Source organism: Arenibacter certesii DSM 19833, assembly GCF_000429545.1.
Taxonomy (GTDB): Bacteria; Bacteroidota; Bacteroidia; order Flavobacteriales; family Flavobacteriaceae; genus Arenibacter; species Arenibacter certesii.
On record NZ_AUCB01000015.1, the window covers coordinates 82258 to 98125 of the forward strand.

Annotated in this window: 13 protein-coding genes; 1 reads left to right on the top strand and 12 read right to left on the bottom strand. The window is 38.9% G+C overall.

The annotated features are described in order from the left end of the window. Window positions 1-16: 16 nt before the first annotated feature. From G466_RS0109495 to hemH, 8 genes are all read right to left on the bottom strand, one after another. The gene (locus G466_RS0109495; protein ID WP_026813449.1) at window positions 17-709 is read right to left on the bottom strand and encodes a DsbA family oxidoreductase; all 693 of its coding nucleotides are present in this window, start codon (window positions 707-709) and stop codon (window positions 17-19) included. Window positions 710-923: 214 nt separating this feature from the next. Continuing rightward, complete coding sequence (locus G466_RS0109500; RefSeq protein ID WP_026813450.1) at window positions 924-2006, bottom strand: PA0069 family radical SAM protein; 1083 nt, start codon at window positions 2004-2006, stop codon at window positions 924-926. Between the two features lie 90 nt (window positions 2007-2096). Next, complete coding sequence (locus G466_RS0109505; RefSeq protein ID WP_026813451.1) at window positions 2097-3668, bottom strand: hypothetical protein; 1572 nt, start codon at window positions 3666-3668, stop codon at window positions 2097-2099. Between the two features lie 17 nt (window positions 3669-3685). Then, on the bottom strand, window positions 3686-4468 hold the full coding sequence (locus G466_RS0109510; RefSeq protein WP_026813452.1) for an enoyl-CoA hydratase/isomerase family protein: 783 nt from the start codon (window positions 4466-4468) through the stop codon (window positions 3686-3688). A 105-nt stretch (window positions 4469-4573) separates the two neighbouring features. Then, complete coding sequence (locus tag G466_RS0109515; protein WP_026813453.1) at window positions 4574-5986, bottom strand: sensor histidine kinase; 1413 nt, start codon at window positions 5984-5986, stop codon at window positions 4574-4576. A gap of 111 nt (window positions 5987-6097) precedes the next feature. Continuing rightward, window positions 6098-6649: a CopD family protein gene (locus G466_RS0109520; RefSeq protein WP_026813454.1), complete on the bottom strand. Its 552-nt coding sequence runs from the start codon at window positions 6647-6649 to the stop codon at window positions 6098-6100. Window positions 6650-6726: 77 nt separating this feature from the next. Beyond that, window positions 6727-8133: an MATE family efflux transporter gene (locus tag G466_RS0109525; RefSeq protein WP_026813455.1), complete on the bottom strand. Its 1407-nt coding sequence runs from the start codon at window positions 8131-8133 to the stop codon at window positions 6727-6729. A gap of 1 nt (window position 8134) precedes the next feature. After that, complete coding sequence (gene hemH / locus G466_RS0109530; protein WP_026813456.1) at window positions 8135-9166, bottom strand: ferrochelatase; 1032 nt, start codon at window positions 9164-9166, stop codon at window positions 8135-8137. A gap of 548 nt (window positions 9167-9714) precedes the next feature. Between hemH and G466_RS0109535 the strand changes: the two genes are divergently transcribed. After that, window positions 9715-10596, top strand: coding sequence for an N-acetylmuramoyl-L-alanine amidase-like domain-containing protein (locus G466_RS0109535; RefSeq protein ID WP_051315595.1), 882 nt, complete (start codon window positions 9715-9717; stop codon window positions 10594-10596). Between the two features lie 72 nt (window positions 10597-10668). On the opposite strand, the gene G466_RS0109540 is transcribed toward G466_RS0109535, so the two are convergent. The 4 genes from G466_RS0109540 to G466_RS0109555 form a co-directional block, all read right to left on the bottom strand. Next, entirely contained in the window at window positions 10669-12462 is a 1794-nt protein-coding gene (locus G466_RS0109540) for an SGNH/GDSL hydrolase family protein (RefSeq protein ID WP_051315593.1), read from the bottom strand. A gap of 363 nt (window positions 12463-12825) precedes the next feature. Continuing rightward, the gene (locus G466_RS0109545; RefSeq protein WP_026813459.1) at window positions 12826-13284 is read right to left on the bottom strand and encodes an FKBP-type peptidyl-prolyl cis-trans isomerase; all 459 of its coding nucleotides are present in this window, start codon (window positions 13282-13284) and stop codon (window positions 12826-12828) included. Between the two features lie 143 nt (window positions 13285-13427). Beyond that, the gene (locus tag G466_RS0109550) at window positions 13428-14894 is read right to left on the bottom strand and encodes a Gfo/Idh/MocA family protein (protein ID WP_026813460.1); all 1467 of its coding nucleotides are present in this window, start codon (window positions 14892-14894) and stop codon (window positions 13428-13430) included. Between the two features lie 455 nt (window positions 14895-15349). Then, window positions 15350-15778, bottom strand: coding sequence for a GNAT family N-acetyltransferase (locus G466_RS0109555; protein ID WP_026813461.1), 429 nt, complete (start codon window positions 15776-15778; stop codon window positions 15350-15352). Window positions 15779-15868: the final 90 nt, after the last annotated feature.

Sequence of the window (15868 nt, forward strand, 5' to 3'; positions counted from 1 at the left end):
GAACAGGTCGCAACTTTTAGCAGTTCCCGTCTATATCACAAGAACCACCAGTTTCCACTTGTTGTACTTCCTCCAAATGATTCTCCCATGCTTTTTCCAAGGTATCTAAAAACACTTCAGTAGGTTGGGCTCCCGATACTCCATACTTACTGTTCAATACAAAAAAGGGCACCCCACTTACACCCAAGTTACGTGCCTCCATTTGGTCTTGCCTTACCTCATAGGTGAAATCTTCAGATTGTAACATGGTACGTACTTCTTCTCCATTTAGTCCATTAGCACTGGCCAACTCTACCAAGAAATCTATATCATCTATATTTTTTCCAGCTACCAAATGAGCATTAAACAAAGCTTCCTTTATGTCGCCGCTTTTGTCTTTAGATTGCGCATAATGCATCAGTCTATGTGCTTTTAAGGAATTTGCAGGTACCGATTGGTCCAATTTAAAATCAATTCCTACTTCTTTAGCCATTTGTGCCGCTCCGTTAAACATTTGCATCGCTTGCTCCCGGCCAACGCCCTTGGACTCGCAAAAATGATCAATAGCACCAATATCGGTACGCGTCTGCAAATTAGGATCTAGTTCAAAGCTCTTCCAAACCACATTTACCTTATCTGCATGTTCGAATTTGCCTAAAGCTTCCTCAAACCTTCTTTTTCCAATATAACAAAACGGACATCTTATGTCCGACCAAATACTAATCTCCATATTCACTTATTTTATAATTATACCAACAAGTATACTTGTCGATCTTAAAATTCATCACAACCCTATGAGTCGGCATTTTTAAACAAACCTTACAAAGGTCCATATAAAAGTTGATTAATGTCTTCTTTCACTGTAATGTGACCTAATACAATAGCTTAGAAAGATAAAGCGGATTAAGATTTGAGCCTTGTACTTAATAACGAAAAGGGAGGCATCAAAATTGATCAAACAAATCTAATTGGCCGTCTTTATATTGGTGATGAAGGGACGTGTTCAGCTTTGGGAAAACTTTATCCTTAAAATACCTTCTCTTGGCCAAATGCATCATCTCATGAATCTGTTGTGCAATTTTACCTTCCCCGCGACTCCGGATACCAAACCTACTGTCATTTAAGGATCCGCCATGGCACTCCTTAATCTGATTAAGCACCTTGTCTGCCCTGTCGGGTAGCGTCTTACGTATCCAATCTTCAAAAAGGCCTCCTATGGCGCCGTTCAGACGGACTACAGTAAAACCTATGGAAAGCGCACCGTTATCAGCAACGGCTTTTGCTAATGGTAGTATCTCATGACTATTTATACCCGGGATAATGGGGGCAAGCATCGCATTCACGGGAATATGGTGTTCAGATAAAATTCGAATGGTCTCCAAGCGCTTTTTTATGGAAGCCGTCCTCGGTTCCAAGATTCTTCTAGTGTTTTCAGATAGGGTGGTTACGGACACATTTACCCCGATCAGATTGTCCTTTGCAAGCTGGGTAAGGATATCCAAATCCCTCAAGACCAAGGCATTTTTAGTTATGATACCTACAGGGTGCCGGTATTTTAAGAAGACTTCCAAACAGGCCCTGGTTATTTCAAATTTCCGTTCTGCAGGTTGGTAACAGTCCGTATTGCCCGAAAGTACGATAGTGGTTGCCTTCCAGTTCTTACTTTTCAGTTTTGCCTCCAATAATTTTGGGGCTTCTTTTTTAATCAAAATCTTTCTTTCAAAATCAAGTCCAGCACTATATCCCCAATACTCATGGGAATTACGGGCATAGCAATAGATACAGCCATGTTCACAACCCTGATACGGGTTTAGGGAATAGGTCATTCCCACATCTGGGCTATCTACCTTATTAACAATGGTTTTGGGAAATATGGGGAGGTATAGGGTCTTATTGGAATCGGCCTCATCTTCCTCTAGGCGACAGAATTCAAGGAAATCATCCCGTAGTTCACTGGAAAATTCTGAAAAGCGATTAGTGGTGTTTTGTTGGGCCCCACGCCCTTTAATAATATCCTTAGTGTTCACGAATTTGGATTTATTCCAAATTTATGGAATTTCACCCTGTATCGTATGGAAATTATGTTAAACTTATTTTTGATTTTTTAAGGCGCAATGTTAAGGTAAAGCGCCAACCCCCACCTGCACCTTTACCAATTGTTTCCTAGATCCGCTCTTAGCATAATATAGCATGCTCTTATCGTTGTTATCAATAAGTGGCATAGACACCATTAAGGGGAGTCGGGCTTCATAACCGTCTATCATCTTCTCGTAACTGATCTTACCATCCTTGTCCAACATGATCATAAAAACATTTCTATTTCTACTAAATCCCTGTTTAAAAAAGAGTCGTTCTCCACTTATTAATTGGGGAGTTTCTGCAGCCGTGCTAATTAGATAGTACGTATTATCCCCTTTGGTTACGGAACTATAGGAAGCATAGGCTCCATCTCCTTGGGTTACTTCCGTTTTATTTATGTTTCTTGCCCAAACCATATCTCCGGCTACGCTTAGTTTAGCACTTACAATATCATTATAATGATACCTATTGGTTTTTATTCTTGTTCCAGAAGGATCTGCCGTTACTCCAGAGGTTACAAAATACTCCTCTGCGTTAAAAAGAATGGCATTATCCGGTGTGAGGCTAAGGTCTTTAAATACTAGGTTTTTTATTTCGCTATTATCTCTCTTCCCAAACTTATCTTCCATAAACTGCTGGGAAAAAGGATTGTACTTCTTGGTATTGATGGCTAAGTTATTCGGATCTAGGTCAAAATAAGCCAGGCCATTGTACCTATTGTCTTTTCTATCGGCATAAAAACCTACACAAATCAGTTTATCTTGTATAATTATCGGTTTTAAAGATTCCGGAAACCTATCGCTATCATCAAAAACCTGGAGCATTGCTCCATCTTTGGACATCTTTAAAAGTTCATACTGAAACTTTCGGTCCGTTGCTGCAAAACGTTTCTTTTTAAAGTAGGCTTTCCCAACCAAATACACCTCTGCTAATTTTTTAGTAGTAACCAGGTTTTCAAAAGCATAGTTCTTCTCCTCCAACTCCATAGAAAAATCGTGCTCCATCAATTTATTTAAAGTAGAATTAAATATATAAAGCATATGTTTTTCCTGTTTCCCCTCTTTAAAATGGGTACTGATCACAAAAGCAGATTCATCCGAATTAAAAAATGTAGCAGTTGTAAACCCCTGGTTGAAATTTCTATTGTAATAATTATGATCTAAAGGATCGGAAACACGATGTGAGGGAATGGAAAGAATGGTTTGGGAGGTAAATGTATAGTTTTCAATGGGACTCCGGTGCACCTCATAATCATATGCGCCCTTGGACAGATTGTAATTTAATAGCAACAGATTTAATTGACCATTTTTCACAAACGCATTTATAAAATCGAGACCCTTTAATTTGTAATTATATTCGGCAATTAACTCTAGGTCTTTATTGTAATGCTCTATATAAAATCCTTTAGGCTTAAGAATTATTCCCGCGTAATAGGAGCGCACCAATATGGAACCGCCCATTCCATCCTCGGCAATATCCAAGAGATTAGAATATTTGTACCGATCATGATATTTATCACCAAAGTTGTAGTCTACTGGCAGTTTCTGTGCCTCTAATAAAAAGAATAAAGAACAAAAAACTGCTGTTAAGCAGGACTTTAGTGGAGCCATATATTTGTGTTTGATTATTACATATCTGAAAAATCTGGCTTTCTCTTTTCTAAAAATGCTGTAGTACCTTCCTTAAAATCGGAAGTGCCAAAACATTTTCCAAAAGCCTCTATCTCGGCTTCATATCCATTTTCATTATGATTAAAACCTGCATTTATCGCTTTTATTGCATAACCGATAGCTTTAGGCGAATTTTGGCACATTTCTGTTGCTAGTTTTATAGCGAGGTCCATTAGGTGTTCTTGCTCCACTACATGGTTCACCAATCCAAATTCTTGCGCCTTGGCAGCATCTATCATTCCTCCACCGAGAATCATCTCCATAGCCCGTCCTCTGCCTATTAATTGGGGTAGACGCTGTGTACCTCCATATCCGGGAATAAGCCCAAGCGAAACCTCTGGGAGCCCCATACGAGCATTATGACTGGCCACTCTATAGTGACATGCCATGGCTAGCTCGAGGCCGCCGCCCAATGCATAACCATTAACGGCCGCGATAACGGGAGTGTTCATTTTCTCTATATAGGAAAACAATTGTTTGTGCCCGTTAGATGCTAATTTACCTCCCTCTTTTGTGGAGTAATTTGCAAATTCGGCAATATCAGCACCTGCAACAAATGCTTTTTCACCGCTCCCAGTCAAAATAATTACTCTACAACTTTTATCCTTGTCCAAATCCTTTAAAGCATCGTGTAGCTCTTTTATGGTAACCTTATTTAAAGCATTTAGCTTGGAAGGTCTATTAATGGTCACCGTAGCTATGGCCAACTTTCTACTGATTAAAATGTTCTCGAATTTCATCTCTTACGTATTTAAAAGCAATTAATATTTAATTAAAATAGGTGTTATAAACCTACTGCCAAAATATTCTGGTGATCTACAACGCATAACAGCTATAAAAAAGTATTAATTGGAAGCTATAGGAAACTTTACAGTAAATATTGTTCCAGTATCTGGATGGGATTCAAACTCAATACTACCTCTATAGGTCTCCACGATATTCTTAACCATTCCAAGCCCCAGACCCATTCCACTATTCTTAGTGGTGAACTTAGGCTCAAATATCCTGTCCTTTACTTCTTCCCTAATCCCTACACCATTGTCACATATCCTAATACACACCCAATCCTTTTCTTTTGAAACGGTAACTAAGACTCGAGGTATTTCTTGTCCACTTACCGCTTGAATAGCATTCTTCACCAAGTTGGTGACCACTCTAATCAGCTGGGTCCGGTCTAAGACAGAGACAATCTCCTTTTCTTCTGAAGAGAATTCTATATAATTTTCATTAAAAATATCTACAGCCAACTTAACGATATTGACCACGTTTAAGGTTTCATTTTGTTGGGCCGGCATTTGGGCAAAACTAGAGAATGCTGAAGCTATATTACTCAAGGTATCTATTTGCTGGATAAGCGTTTTGGAGTATTCTGCCACCTTATTGGCAATATCGGGATCAGTGGGATCAAATTTTCTTTCAAAACTTTGAACTCCTAGCCTCATGGGGGTCAATGGATTCTTAATTTCATGGGCTACCTGCTTAGCCATCTCACGCCATGCCTGCTCCCTTTCTCCTTTAGCCAATTTCGCCGCACTTATTTCAAGCTCGTCAATCATCGCATTATACGATGCTATTAATTTCCCCATCTCCTCACTGGGATTTTTTAGGATAATCTTTTCATTTCTTTTAGCAATATTCGTTTGGTTTAGTCTATCAGAGATAGTCTGCAAGGGTCTAGTAATGTATATAGATATGAAATAAGCAAGGACAATTGCCAACAATAACACCAGCAAGTAGGCACCTGTAAGTCGAATTAAAATCTCCCTTAACTCCTTGTCATTAAATGAACTATCTTCAAAATAGGGTAAATTTAATATACCGATAGGTTTAAATTTATTGTCCGTAATAAAGGTATATGAAGCTTGGTATTTAAAGCCTGCCACTGTCTTTAGCTCCACAATTCTTTTTGTAGTACTAGTTTCTAGACGATTAAGAATATCCGGATCCATGAACTTGGAGATAGAATCTACCTCAAACCTAGGTCGGGAACTTTTAAGAAGTTGCCCTTTTAGGTCATAAATATTAAAATTAATATTTTGTACAAGTGCAATTTCATAGATATCATCCTTAAAAATATTGGGTAAGTTTTCCGTTGTTACAGGATAAGTGGTTTTTTGCAGGGTAAGATCAATACTTTGTTTTATCTGATCCTCCTTACGTTCCATTCGCTCAGCATGATAATCTCTATTTTGCTCGCTGTACTGATATATGGTAACCGCGGCGATCAAGATAAAGGCAATGACCACCAAAAATATCATGGAAATGATAATACGGCTTCTCAAGGAAATGGCTCTAAGCAAGGGAAATATATTTTAGTCTTTAAATATAGCAATTATCACACCAAACGCAGACGTTTTGGGTAAGAGGAACTATGCATCGGGATTTTTTTCCCTTATTCTCTTGTACAGTCTAATTCCCAACATAAGGAGTACTCCTAGTACAATTATACCAGCTACCCCAAAAATCCAATTGAACGTGCCCTTTAAAATAACTAGAAAGACAATTGCAAAGAGGATCAATGTGGCCCCTTCATTCCATATGCGCATAAATTTGGAGGTATATTTTACCTCATCGCGTTGTAATTGCCTAAACATCTGATGGTTTTTTAGATGGTAGGCGATAAGAAGCAACACAAATACTAATTTTATATGCATCCAAGGTTGTTGCAGCCAAGTTGGAAACAAAAGCAACAACCACACGGCAAAGAGGGTAGCTAAGATTGCTGATGGCCAGGTGATTATGAACCATAAACGCTTAGTCATCAATTTCAACTGCCCAGTTAAAATCTCTCTTTCAGGTGACGACTTTTCATTAGCCTCTATATGATAGATGAATAACCGTGGAATATAGAACAAGCCTGCAAACCAGGTAATCACAAAAATAAGATGCAACGCTTTAATATAATTGTAGTAGTCGGTCATGGAGTTACATTTGCAGCGTAAAGATAAGAGACCAGGGTTTTAAAAACTAATCTTATTGATTACTGAGATTTGATTTATTATTGAGCATCTTTCTGTAGGTCTCTAGGGACTACCAATGTTTTTCTTACCTCTTTCCTTAAAAAATAACCGGTAACCAGTGTAGCCAATACATCTGCAATAGGGAAAGAGATCCAAACTCCTAATTCCCCTAAATAAGTGGGCAAAATTAAAATGAGCGGTATAAAAAAGAATCCCTGTCGGCTCAAAGTAAGCAATAATGCGGGTACGGCCTTACCAATTGCCTGAAAATAGGCAGCCCCAATTAATTGTAGGGCTATAATAGGAGTGGCAGCAAAGACCAATCTCATTGCCATAGGAGTATGTTCCAAAACAAAGGTATTCATAGCTAATTCCTCTGCGGAAATATCGGGTCTAGAGCTCAAAAAGAGTCCGGCAATTTCAGTTGGGAATATCATAAGCCCTATAAACACAATAGTAGCCAAGATGGCAGCGTATTTAATTGCGGTACTAATGGATTCTTTCACCCTATCGAATTTTTGTGCCCCATAATTAAATCCTGCAATGGGTAAAAACCCTTGCGTTACGCCAAAGACAGGGAAGAGTGCAAACATCAACATTCGCCCTATTATGGCATAGACTGCTACCATAGCCTCCCCTCCTAAGTTGAACAGAATATTGTTCATTAAAAGGTAGATTACACTAACCACTGCTTGCCTAGACAAGGTTACAAAGCCTAATGCGCCAATTTCCTTTAGAATAGCCCCATTAAAACCTAAATGAGACCAATTGAGTTTTAATTCGGAATTTTGGGAAAGAAAAAAGTAAAGTATATAAGCAAAACACAATATATACCCAATGGTAGTTGCCCAGGCAGCCCCTTCCATTCCCCAATCAAAGACATAGATAAACACATAATCCATCAGTAAGTTCCCCACCGAGGGGATAATCATGGCATTCATGGCAAACTTAGGTTTCCCTTCAGCCCGGATTACGGTGTTCCCCATCATACAAAGCGCCAAGAATGGCACTCCGTAAAGCACTATGGTATAGTATACTTTTGCTGGCTCAAAAATAGCGCCCTTCCCACCAAAAGCAGGAATAAGACTATCGGTATAATATAGCCCAAGGAATACCATGGCTACCGTTACCAGCAAGGTAAGTGCTATTTGGTTCCCAAAAGTTTTGACGGCTTTTTTATGATCATTGGATCCTAAGGCACGAGAGATTATACTAGACCCCCCTATCCCGATAGCCATCCCCAAGGCACCAATAAAGAAAGATACCGGCAGAACAACATTAATTGCGGCTATGGCGATAGAGCCTATCCAATTTCCAACAAAAATTGAATCAACAAGGACATTGAGCGACATTACCAAAATTCCAATGGAGGCTGGTACCGCTTGTTTTATAAGGAGCTTTCCTATAGGCTCATTCCCAAGTTGTTCTGCCGAAACCTTAGACATATTAAGCGGGAAGTGTTTCTTTTAGTTGCCAATTACGAATCCAATCCACCATTAATTCCACCCACTCCGGGCTGTCATTAAGACATGGAATATACTTGTAGCCTTCGCCACCGGCCGACTTAAATTGTTCTTCGCCCTCCATGGCTATTTCTTCTAAAGTTTCTAAACAATCCGCAACAAATGCAGGTGTTATCACCGCCAAACGTTTAACCCCTTCTTTTCCTAATCTCTCGAATTCGAAGTCCGTATACGGTTTTAACCAAGGATCATTAAGCAATCTGGATTGAAAGGAGATAGTTATCATAGCATCCGAAAGCCCTAGATTTTGTTTAACTTTTTCTGTCATAGCAAAGCATTGGTGTCTATAACAAGTGGTATGAGCAACAGAATTGGTGGTACAACACTGCTCATCCAATTTACAATGAAATTGTGTTGGATCCTTTTTAAATATCTGTCTTTCAGGAATACCGTGATAGGAAAATAGGAGATGATCATAGTCAAAGTCCTTTAATCCATTCGTAATACTTTTACTCAATAAATTTATATAGTCCGGATTCCCGTAAAAAGCAGGAAGGGTAGTTATCTTCATTTCAGGAAAATACTGATCCTTATCCTCCATTGCCTTTACCACCACAGTTTCATAAGAAGACATGGCGTAATGAGGATACAAAGGCACTAATAAAACATCGGTTACCTCTTGTTCTTTTAATTCTTGAAGTCCATTTTTAATACTCATTTTTCCATATCGCATCCCCAAAGCCACTGGAATTTCAGCTAATTCCTTTACCTTTTCGGTAAACCGCTCCGAAATTACCACCAATGGCGATCCTTCTTCCCACCATATTTTCTGATAGGCCTCTGCAGATTTTTTAGGTCTAGTCCTCAATATTATCCCACGCACAAGGATTGTCCGCCACCATAAAGGGACATCGATAACCCGTTCATCCATTAAAAATTCATCCAGATACGGCTTAACATCTTTTGGGGTGGGACTATCGGGAGATCCCAGGTTCACCAACAAAACTCCTTTCATTATAAAAACTGCTAATAATTTATAGTTTTACAAAAATAACCTTTGTAAAGGAATTAGAATTTAAAACACCGTAATTCTTCTCAATTCGACTATAGAGGAAGTTGATTCTATAATCCTTCACTCAGCAATTTCTTCATTATTTTATTCTTCTTGAAAAGACCTTTTACGCCTATTTGCACATAAAACAATATGACCATTTAATTTGAAGCATATGTTTTTCAAAAAAAAAGCGCAAATACCACTTCACGTATTACTGCCAACTTAGAATGCATAGTCCTATTTTCCAGTCACTTATACCAATTTATGCAATCTATAAACCAATTGGCATTTATTTAATTCATTCCAACTATGGAAAATCGATAATCAACTCACAAACACACCACTCCTTAGACATGAGGAGCACTATTAGATCTGCACTTCCAACTTTAGGAATTAAAAATATGAACTAAGCCAATTGATTTTGTATTTTTGAACTACCCCTATTCTAAGTAATGCCATCTACCAATACAGCGAATAGGCAGAATAAAAACGAATTTCGTAAAAAACATATGTTATTTTTAAATTTTAAGAAGCTTGTCCAAATCAGAGGGTTTTTATTATTGGCAACCCTATTCCATGTTTCACAAGTAGGATTTGCTCAGGACATTATTTGTTCCCTGCAGGATCGGAAGGCTTTTGAGTCTAAAATAAAGCGCATTTCCAATCTTAAATCCAATGACCTTGGGAAAACTGTAGTGGCCGTAGGAAAATCATTTATAGGAATACCTTATGTTGCAAAGACATTAGAAATAGGAGAAAAAGAATCTCTTGTAATTAACCTACAAGGCCTAGATTGCACCACCTTTGTAGAAAACGTATTGGCGTTTAGTCGCATGCTAGAGCTGGGCCAGTCCGACTTCAATACTTATATAGAACAATTAGAGACCATTCGGTATAGAGATGGCGTATTAGACGGATATGCCTCTAGGCTGCACTACTATTCTGAATGGTTCGCCAATAATGAGGCTAAGGGAATAATAAAAGATATTACCTCGGAGATTGGAGGAGCAGAAAGCAGTAAAGAGATTAATTTTATGAGTACAAACCGCCATCTTTACCCTTTTTTAAAAGATGCCGAAAACTTTAAGAAAATTAAAGAATCCGAACAGTTTTTAAAAGACCAACCTATTTGTATTCTTCCCCAAGATAACATTGAAGAAAACGAACATTTAATCAAGACTGGGGATATCATTGCCATGACTACTTCAATAAAAGGGTTAGATATTACCCATACGGGAATTGCCACTAGGGAAGCGGATGGAAGGATACATTTGCTGCACGCTTCCACTGGGTCTATGGAGGTAGAAGTTACCACACTTCCCTTGACTGACTATTTAAAGGGCGTAAAAAACAATACTGGGATTATGGTTGCCAGGGTAGTGCCTCAATAGATTATAGATAAGCGAGTATATACTTTTCGGTATTTTAAATAGAGTCTACTACCTCTATTAGGACGCAACAACCTATTTATTACCGTGGTCTGACGTAAGGTATTTACGGATTTCTTGGCCCAAAAGGGCATACCCTTTGGCATTTGGATGAAGACCATCAGAGAAAAGGGACGCATTTATCTTCTGATCTTTTTGTAGCAGCACTTTCCCTACGTCTGCATAGGCTAAGGCATTGGATTTCGCCATCCTAGCAACTTCTACATTTAAATTTTTAATACGCGGTTCCTTCTTTGCTCTAGGAAGTAAACCTACCAACAATAATTTTGCTTTAGGCTGTCTTTGCTGAATTGCCTTTACCAAAAACTCCAATCCAGCTATAATTTCTTCATCCGAATTAAGATGCAGGTTATTGGTGCCAATCATAAGTACAATTTGCTCAGCTTCAAAACCATCTAACTCTCCCTGATAAACTCGCCACAGCAAATTTTCTATTCTGTCCCAACCAAATCCAAAATTTCGAGTCTTTACATCTCCAAAGTTGTCTTCCCAGGAGTCGGCACCATTACTTATTGGAGCTTTTGGCTGTCCTCCCCAGTAGTGGACAATACTGTTCCCAAGAAAACATATTTTTGGTGGATTCTCCTTATTTAACCTCAGTAAGGTTTGATGCCGTTCTTCCCAAGGATACATTCCAGGCTCCCTAGCTTGCGTAACGGGCTTGGCAGTAGAATTTATACCAACTGGTTCATTCAGTATTCCACGCAACTTTTTCTCATAAGCCAGAGCATACTCCATCATCCCCAAGTCCGTAGGATGGGTACCATCCACAAAGCTTTCCATAGATAAATTAATATCATCCTTACTCAACAAATGAACGTTGCAAACTCCTGCTTCTTGTAATTGACCAATGGCTTCTTTGGCCATCTTATTTAAATTTTCATACGCTGATTTACGATCAGCATCAACAAGTCCGTCCGAATAACCACCGTGCTCAACAAGAAGAATAGGCACATTGGGTCTTTTCACTCTAATTTGTATTACCGCATCATTCATCAGTTTTAACACATCCTCTAAGTTTCGATCTTTCGTAGCCACTAAATTAGGAAGACATTCCAACACCACCACTTTAGCATCAATCTCCGTTATCATATCTATTATTTCAGGTTCTAACCTCCCATTGCCAGAAAATCCCAAATTAACTAAGGGCCTATCCATTTGACGTTCTAAAATAGATGTCCATGCCATACCCGGCCTCGAAGCACAACCTCCTTGTGCTATAGAAGTGCCATACACCACAATCGGCTGCTCTTGTCGCAGTGGCAATGGTCGTAAATAGGCTTCGGAAGGCACCCCAATTTCTAACCATTCAACATCATTATATAACGGTAGGTACAATTTATACTCCCTACCCTTATCATGATAATTTTCTTTAGGGTTTATATTGCTAAACTGGTACTGAATGGTATCCCCAAAAGAATAGCGCCCTCTGTACCAATAACGCTCCCCATCGCTGTTCTTTGCATAAAGATCTACACCGCTTACGCCAGTAGCGGGCATGTGGGGCATAGCAAGACTTCCCTTAACTCCGTACCGCACTACAATAGCTTTGGCATCGCTCCAAAACCGAATGGAGAGTCCGGCTGCATTTTTTGAAAGATTCCAAACCGCAGGTCTTACCACTCCCTCAGCTTTATTTGGTAAGCGATTATAAGTACCTATCTCATAATTGTTCCAAGCTTGACCCTCCACTACTGGAAAGTCGGAATTAGAAGGATTCCACCACACCATTTCATCCACCTCCTGAGCAGAAAGATTTCCAAAGCCAAGAAAAAATATCGTAAAAAGAAAAAGCCTAATTACATCCATATAACCTTTATTAAATGATTGGCATATACTAACTAAAAGTGCACTTTGCCATCTCTTTAATGCATACCGAGCAGACCAATTTAGAAATGAATTTTAACTATAAATTAAAATAAATCTATTATCCCTTATCGTAACCTCTCTTAAATTACCCACGCCACATATTGCAACAAACAGCACAACAGAATTGAGATTCCAATAGGTAATAATCATCCGTCTAATCTAGACCTTGTAAGTTATTAAATATACATTAAAGTATATAAGTTATCCTATTGAAGATAAAAACTGCCTAAAAACAAAAACCAACCCTAAGGGCTGGTTCTTGTAAATGGTCAGATAGTGATCTTTAATTCTAAGATCTAAATATTAATTTTCCTTATTGATGGAAATGAGATGGACATCAAAAATAAGGACGGACCCTCCGGGTATGCCATTATAATTACCACTTCCATACCCAAGATGTGAGGGCACTAATAGCATACCACTACCACCTTCCTTAAAATATTGAATACCTTCTGTCCAGCCACTAATAACTCGTTGTAGCGGAAAAGAAATTCCTTTTGCATCACTTTGATCAAATACCTTACCATTGGTATAGTAGCCTTTATAAGCAACAGTAACCGTAGAAGACGCTACAGGGCGATCCCCATTACCTTCTTCATCAATTACATAATAGAGTCCGCTAGGACTTTTTTCCGCTTGTAAATTGTTTTTGTCGATGTACGCAATGATTTCTGCATCGTTCTCGGCAACAAAATTGGATTGCTCATCCTTGCCACAGGAGATAAAAAGAATAAGCCCAAGTGCAATTAATACATATTTCATATAGTCAATTTTTTTGGGAGCAAATATAATACAATATCACTTCTAGCGATAGCATTTACCTGTTAGACTATTATAAAGAAAAACACCTACCCTGCTAAATTTTAAATAGCAGCGAAGGTGTTTCAAAGATTGAATATTTGAAATTAAACTACAAAACCGTCTCTATAGATTCTGGTTACAAACTGATTTGCCTCTTCCTGATTAGTAATTCGCATGTTTTCTCCATCCCACAATAGTTTTTTTCGGGCATAGAATTCCATTTTTCCTTTTTCATTCTCCTTTCTCAATAAGTAACTTCTTATAGCTAAATTACCCATTAATACTGTCTCTGTCATAGGTCCCGCGTAATCAAAGGAAGATGTTAGCCCTAAATGCGCTGGACTTCCAAAACCTGCCTTACATGCATCTACCCACAAACGTTGATGTCCATATTCTGGTTCATCACTGGTCTCTACTTCTGGACCAAAATCGGTAGTGCCATCATTTAAATATAACTTTGGCATTAATGGGGAGCTGTCATTGATATTGGTAGAGATAATCCCATTTTCACCAATAATCAGAACGCCATTCCGACTTCCGTCACCACCAATTTCGTGATCAGCGGGGATAATCTCGGGATGCGAAGGCCTAATTCCCCCATCGCTCCAAGTCATTTCTATGGGAGAGCCGCTTTTTTCGGTAGCAGCAAAATGCAAGGTTATAAACGAGGAAGCTGGGCATCCTTCTGGGTGATAGTCCGGATTCCACATATCTGTATACACTGCACCAACACTGCATTCTGCATCAGTTGGATATTTTAGTCCGAGGGTACGGAATGGAATATCAATTAAATGACATCCCACATCGCCAAGGGCACCAGTACCATAATCCCACCATCCACGCCATCCAAAGGGATGCATATTTGGGGTATAAGGCTTTAATGCTGCTGGACCTAACCAAAGATCCCAATTAAGGGCATTAGGCTTGGAGCTTGGATCTGGCTGTGGCATGGCACCTCCTTGCGGCCAAACCGGACGATTGGTCCATACCTGTACTTTAGCTATTTTACCCAACACTCCAGAATCTATCCATTTCTGAACCATTCCCAGAAGTGGATTAGAGCCACCCTGATTTCCCATTTGGGTCACAATCTTTTTGTCCCTAGCCATTTCGGTAAGCATCCTAGCTTCCCGAATATTATGGGTCATTGGCTTTTGCACATAAACATGGATACCACGCTGCATAGCGTACACTGCTGCCGGACCATGAACATGGTCTGGAGTAGAAATGGTCACCGCATCAATTCCCTTTTCTTTATCTAACATTTCCCTATAATCCGCATATAATTTCGCTTTTGGAAATAGCGCTACTGACCTAGTGGCCGATCCAGAGAAGTCTACATCACAAAGGGCAACTACGTTTTCCCTTCCTCCAACCGAAGCATTGCGAATATCACTAGACCCTTTTCCTCCAGAACCAATTGCAGCTAAATTTAAGCGGTCGCTAGGGGCCGTGTAGCCTACTCCACCCAGTACAAATCTGGGTACGATAAAAATTGAGGAAGCCATAGCCCCCTTTTTAATGAATGAACGACGGGAAGCGTCGGCTTTGGTTGGTTTTTTTTTCTCCATGATTACATAATTTTTAAAGTCGAAATGCTAAATACCCCAAGTGTTGGACTTAGGATTAGCTCAACAATTACCTTAACAAGATTGGCTGTGCTGATTAAGTGAATTGCGGAATATAAAACAGACCTCCTTCCAACACATATTTAAACCGTGATTGTTTCATCGCAATATTAAACTAACAGCAATATAATCCGTATAATAGAAAATAACCAACGGAATTTTATCGAATTCCAATCAAAATTTGTCTTGCTTAAGCAAAATCTCCTTTCTAATTTTTTAAGTTCCAAAACTAACCATAACAAAGACTAGGGGGTATAGAGGTAGCTTATTCTTCATAAAGGAAGAAACTGAAGAAATACCAAGTCGAGAATTATAGCTAAAATAGAAAAGCCACCGCTTACAAAAGAGCAAGTGATGACTTATATACTCAATAAAATAAATATTCTCTATGAAATGTGCTAGTTTGTCTTTAGTACATATAGACCACTTTCCTTTTTGTTAAAACCTATACTTTTATAGAGCGTAATAGCCTCCACTCGCTTATCATTACTAAAAAGTAAAATTTCTGATAGTCCTTTCTTCTTACCTTCATCCACCAATTTCTCCATCAACTTACGACCTAATCCCTGACCGCGATAGGCTTTATCCACAACTACATCTTCTACCCAGCCCTTATACCCAGACACTACCGTATATGCACACATAAGTGCCATACCCACCAACTTATCCTTGTCCATACAGTAGGCGAAGGTGATATCGTTCTCTGGTTTAAAAATTTCCGCAAGATTCACCTGCTCTATGGAAGCATTTAACTGGGAAAATAAATCTTTAGCTTGTTGTGCAATACTATCGTTTACATCGGATGGCTGTAAAATGGCAATTTTCATGTTGATTCCTTTAGATTTCCTACATTCTTTTAAAAAGGTCTGTTAAGACAAACCCCTTTATTGGGTAAGCTCCATGCTTAGCAATATGTA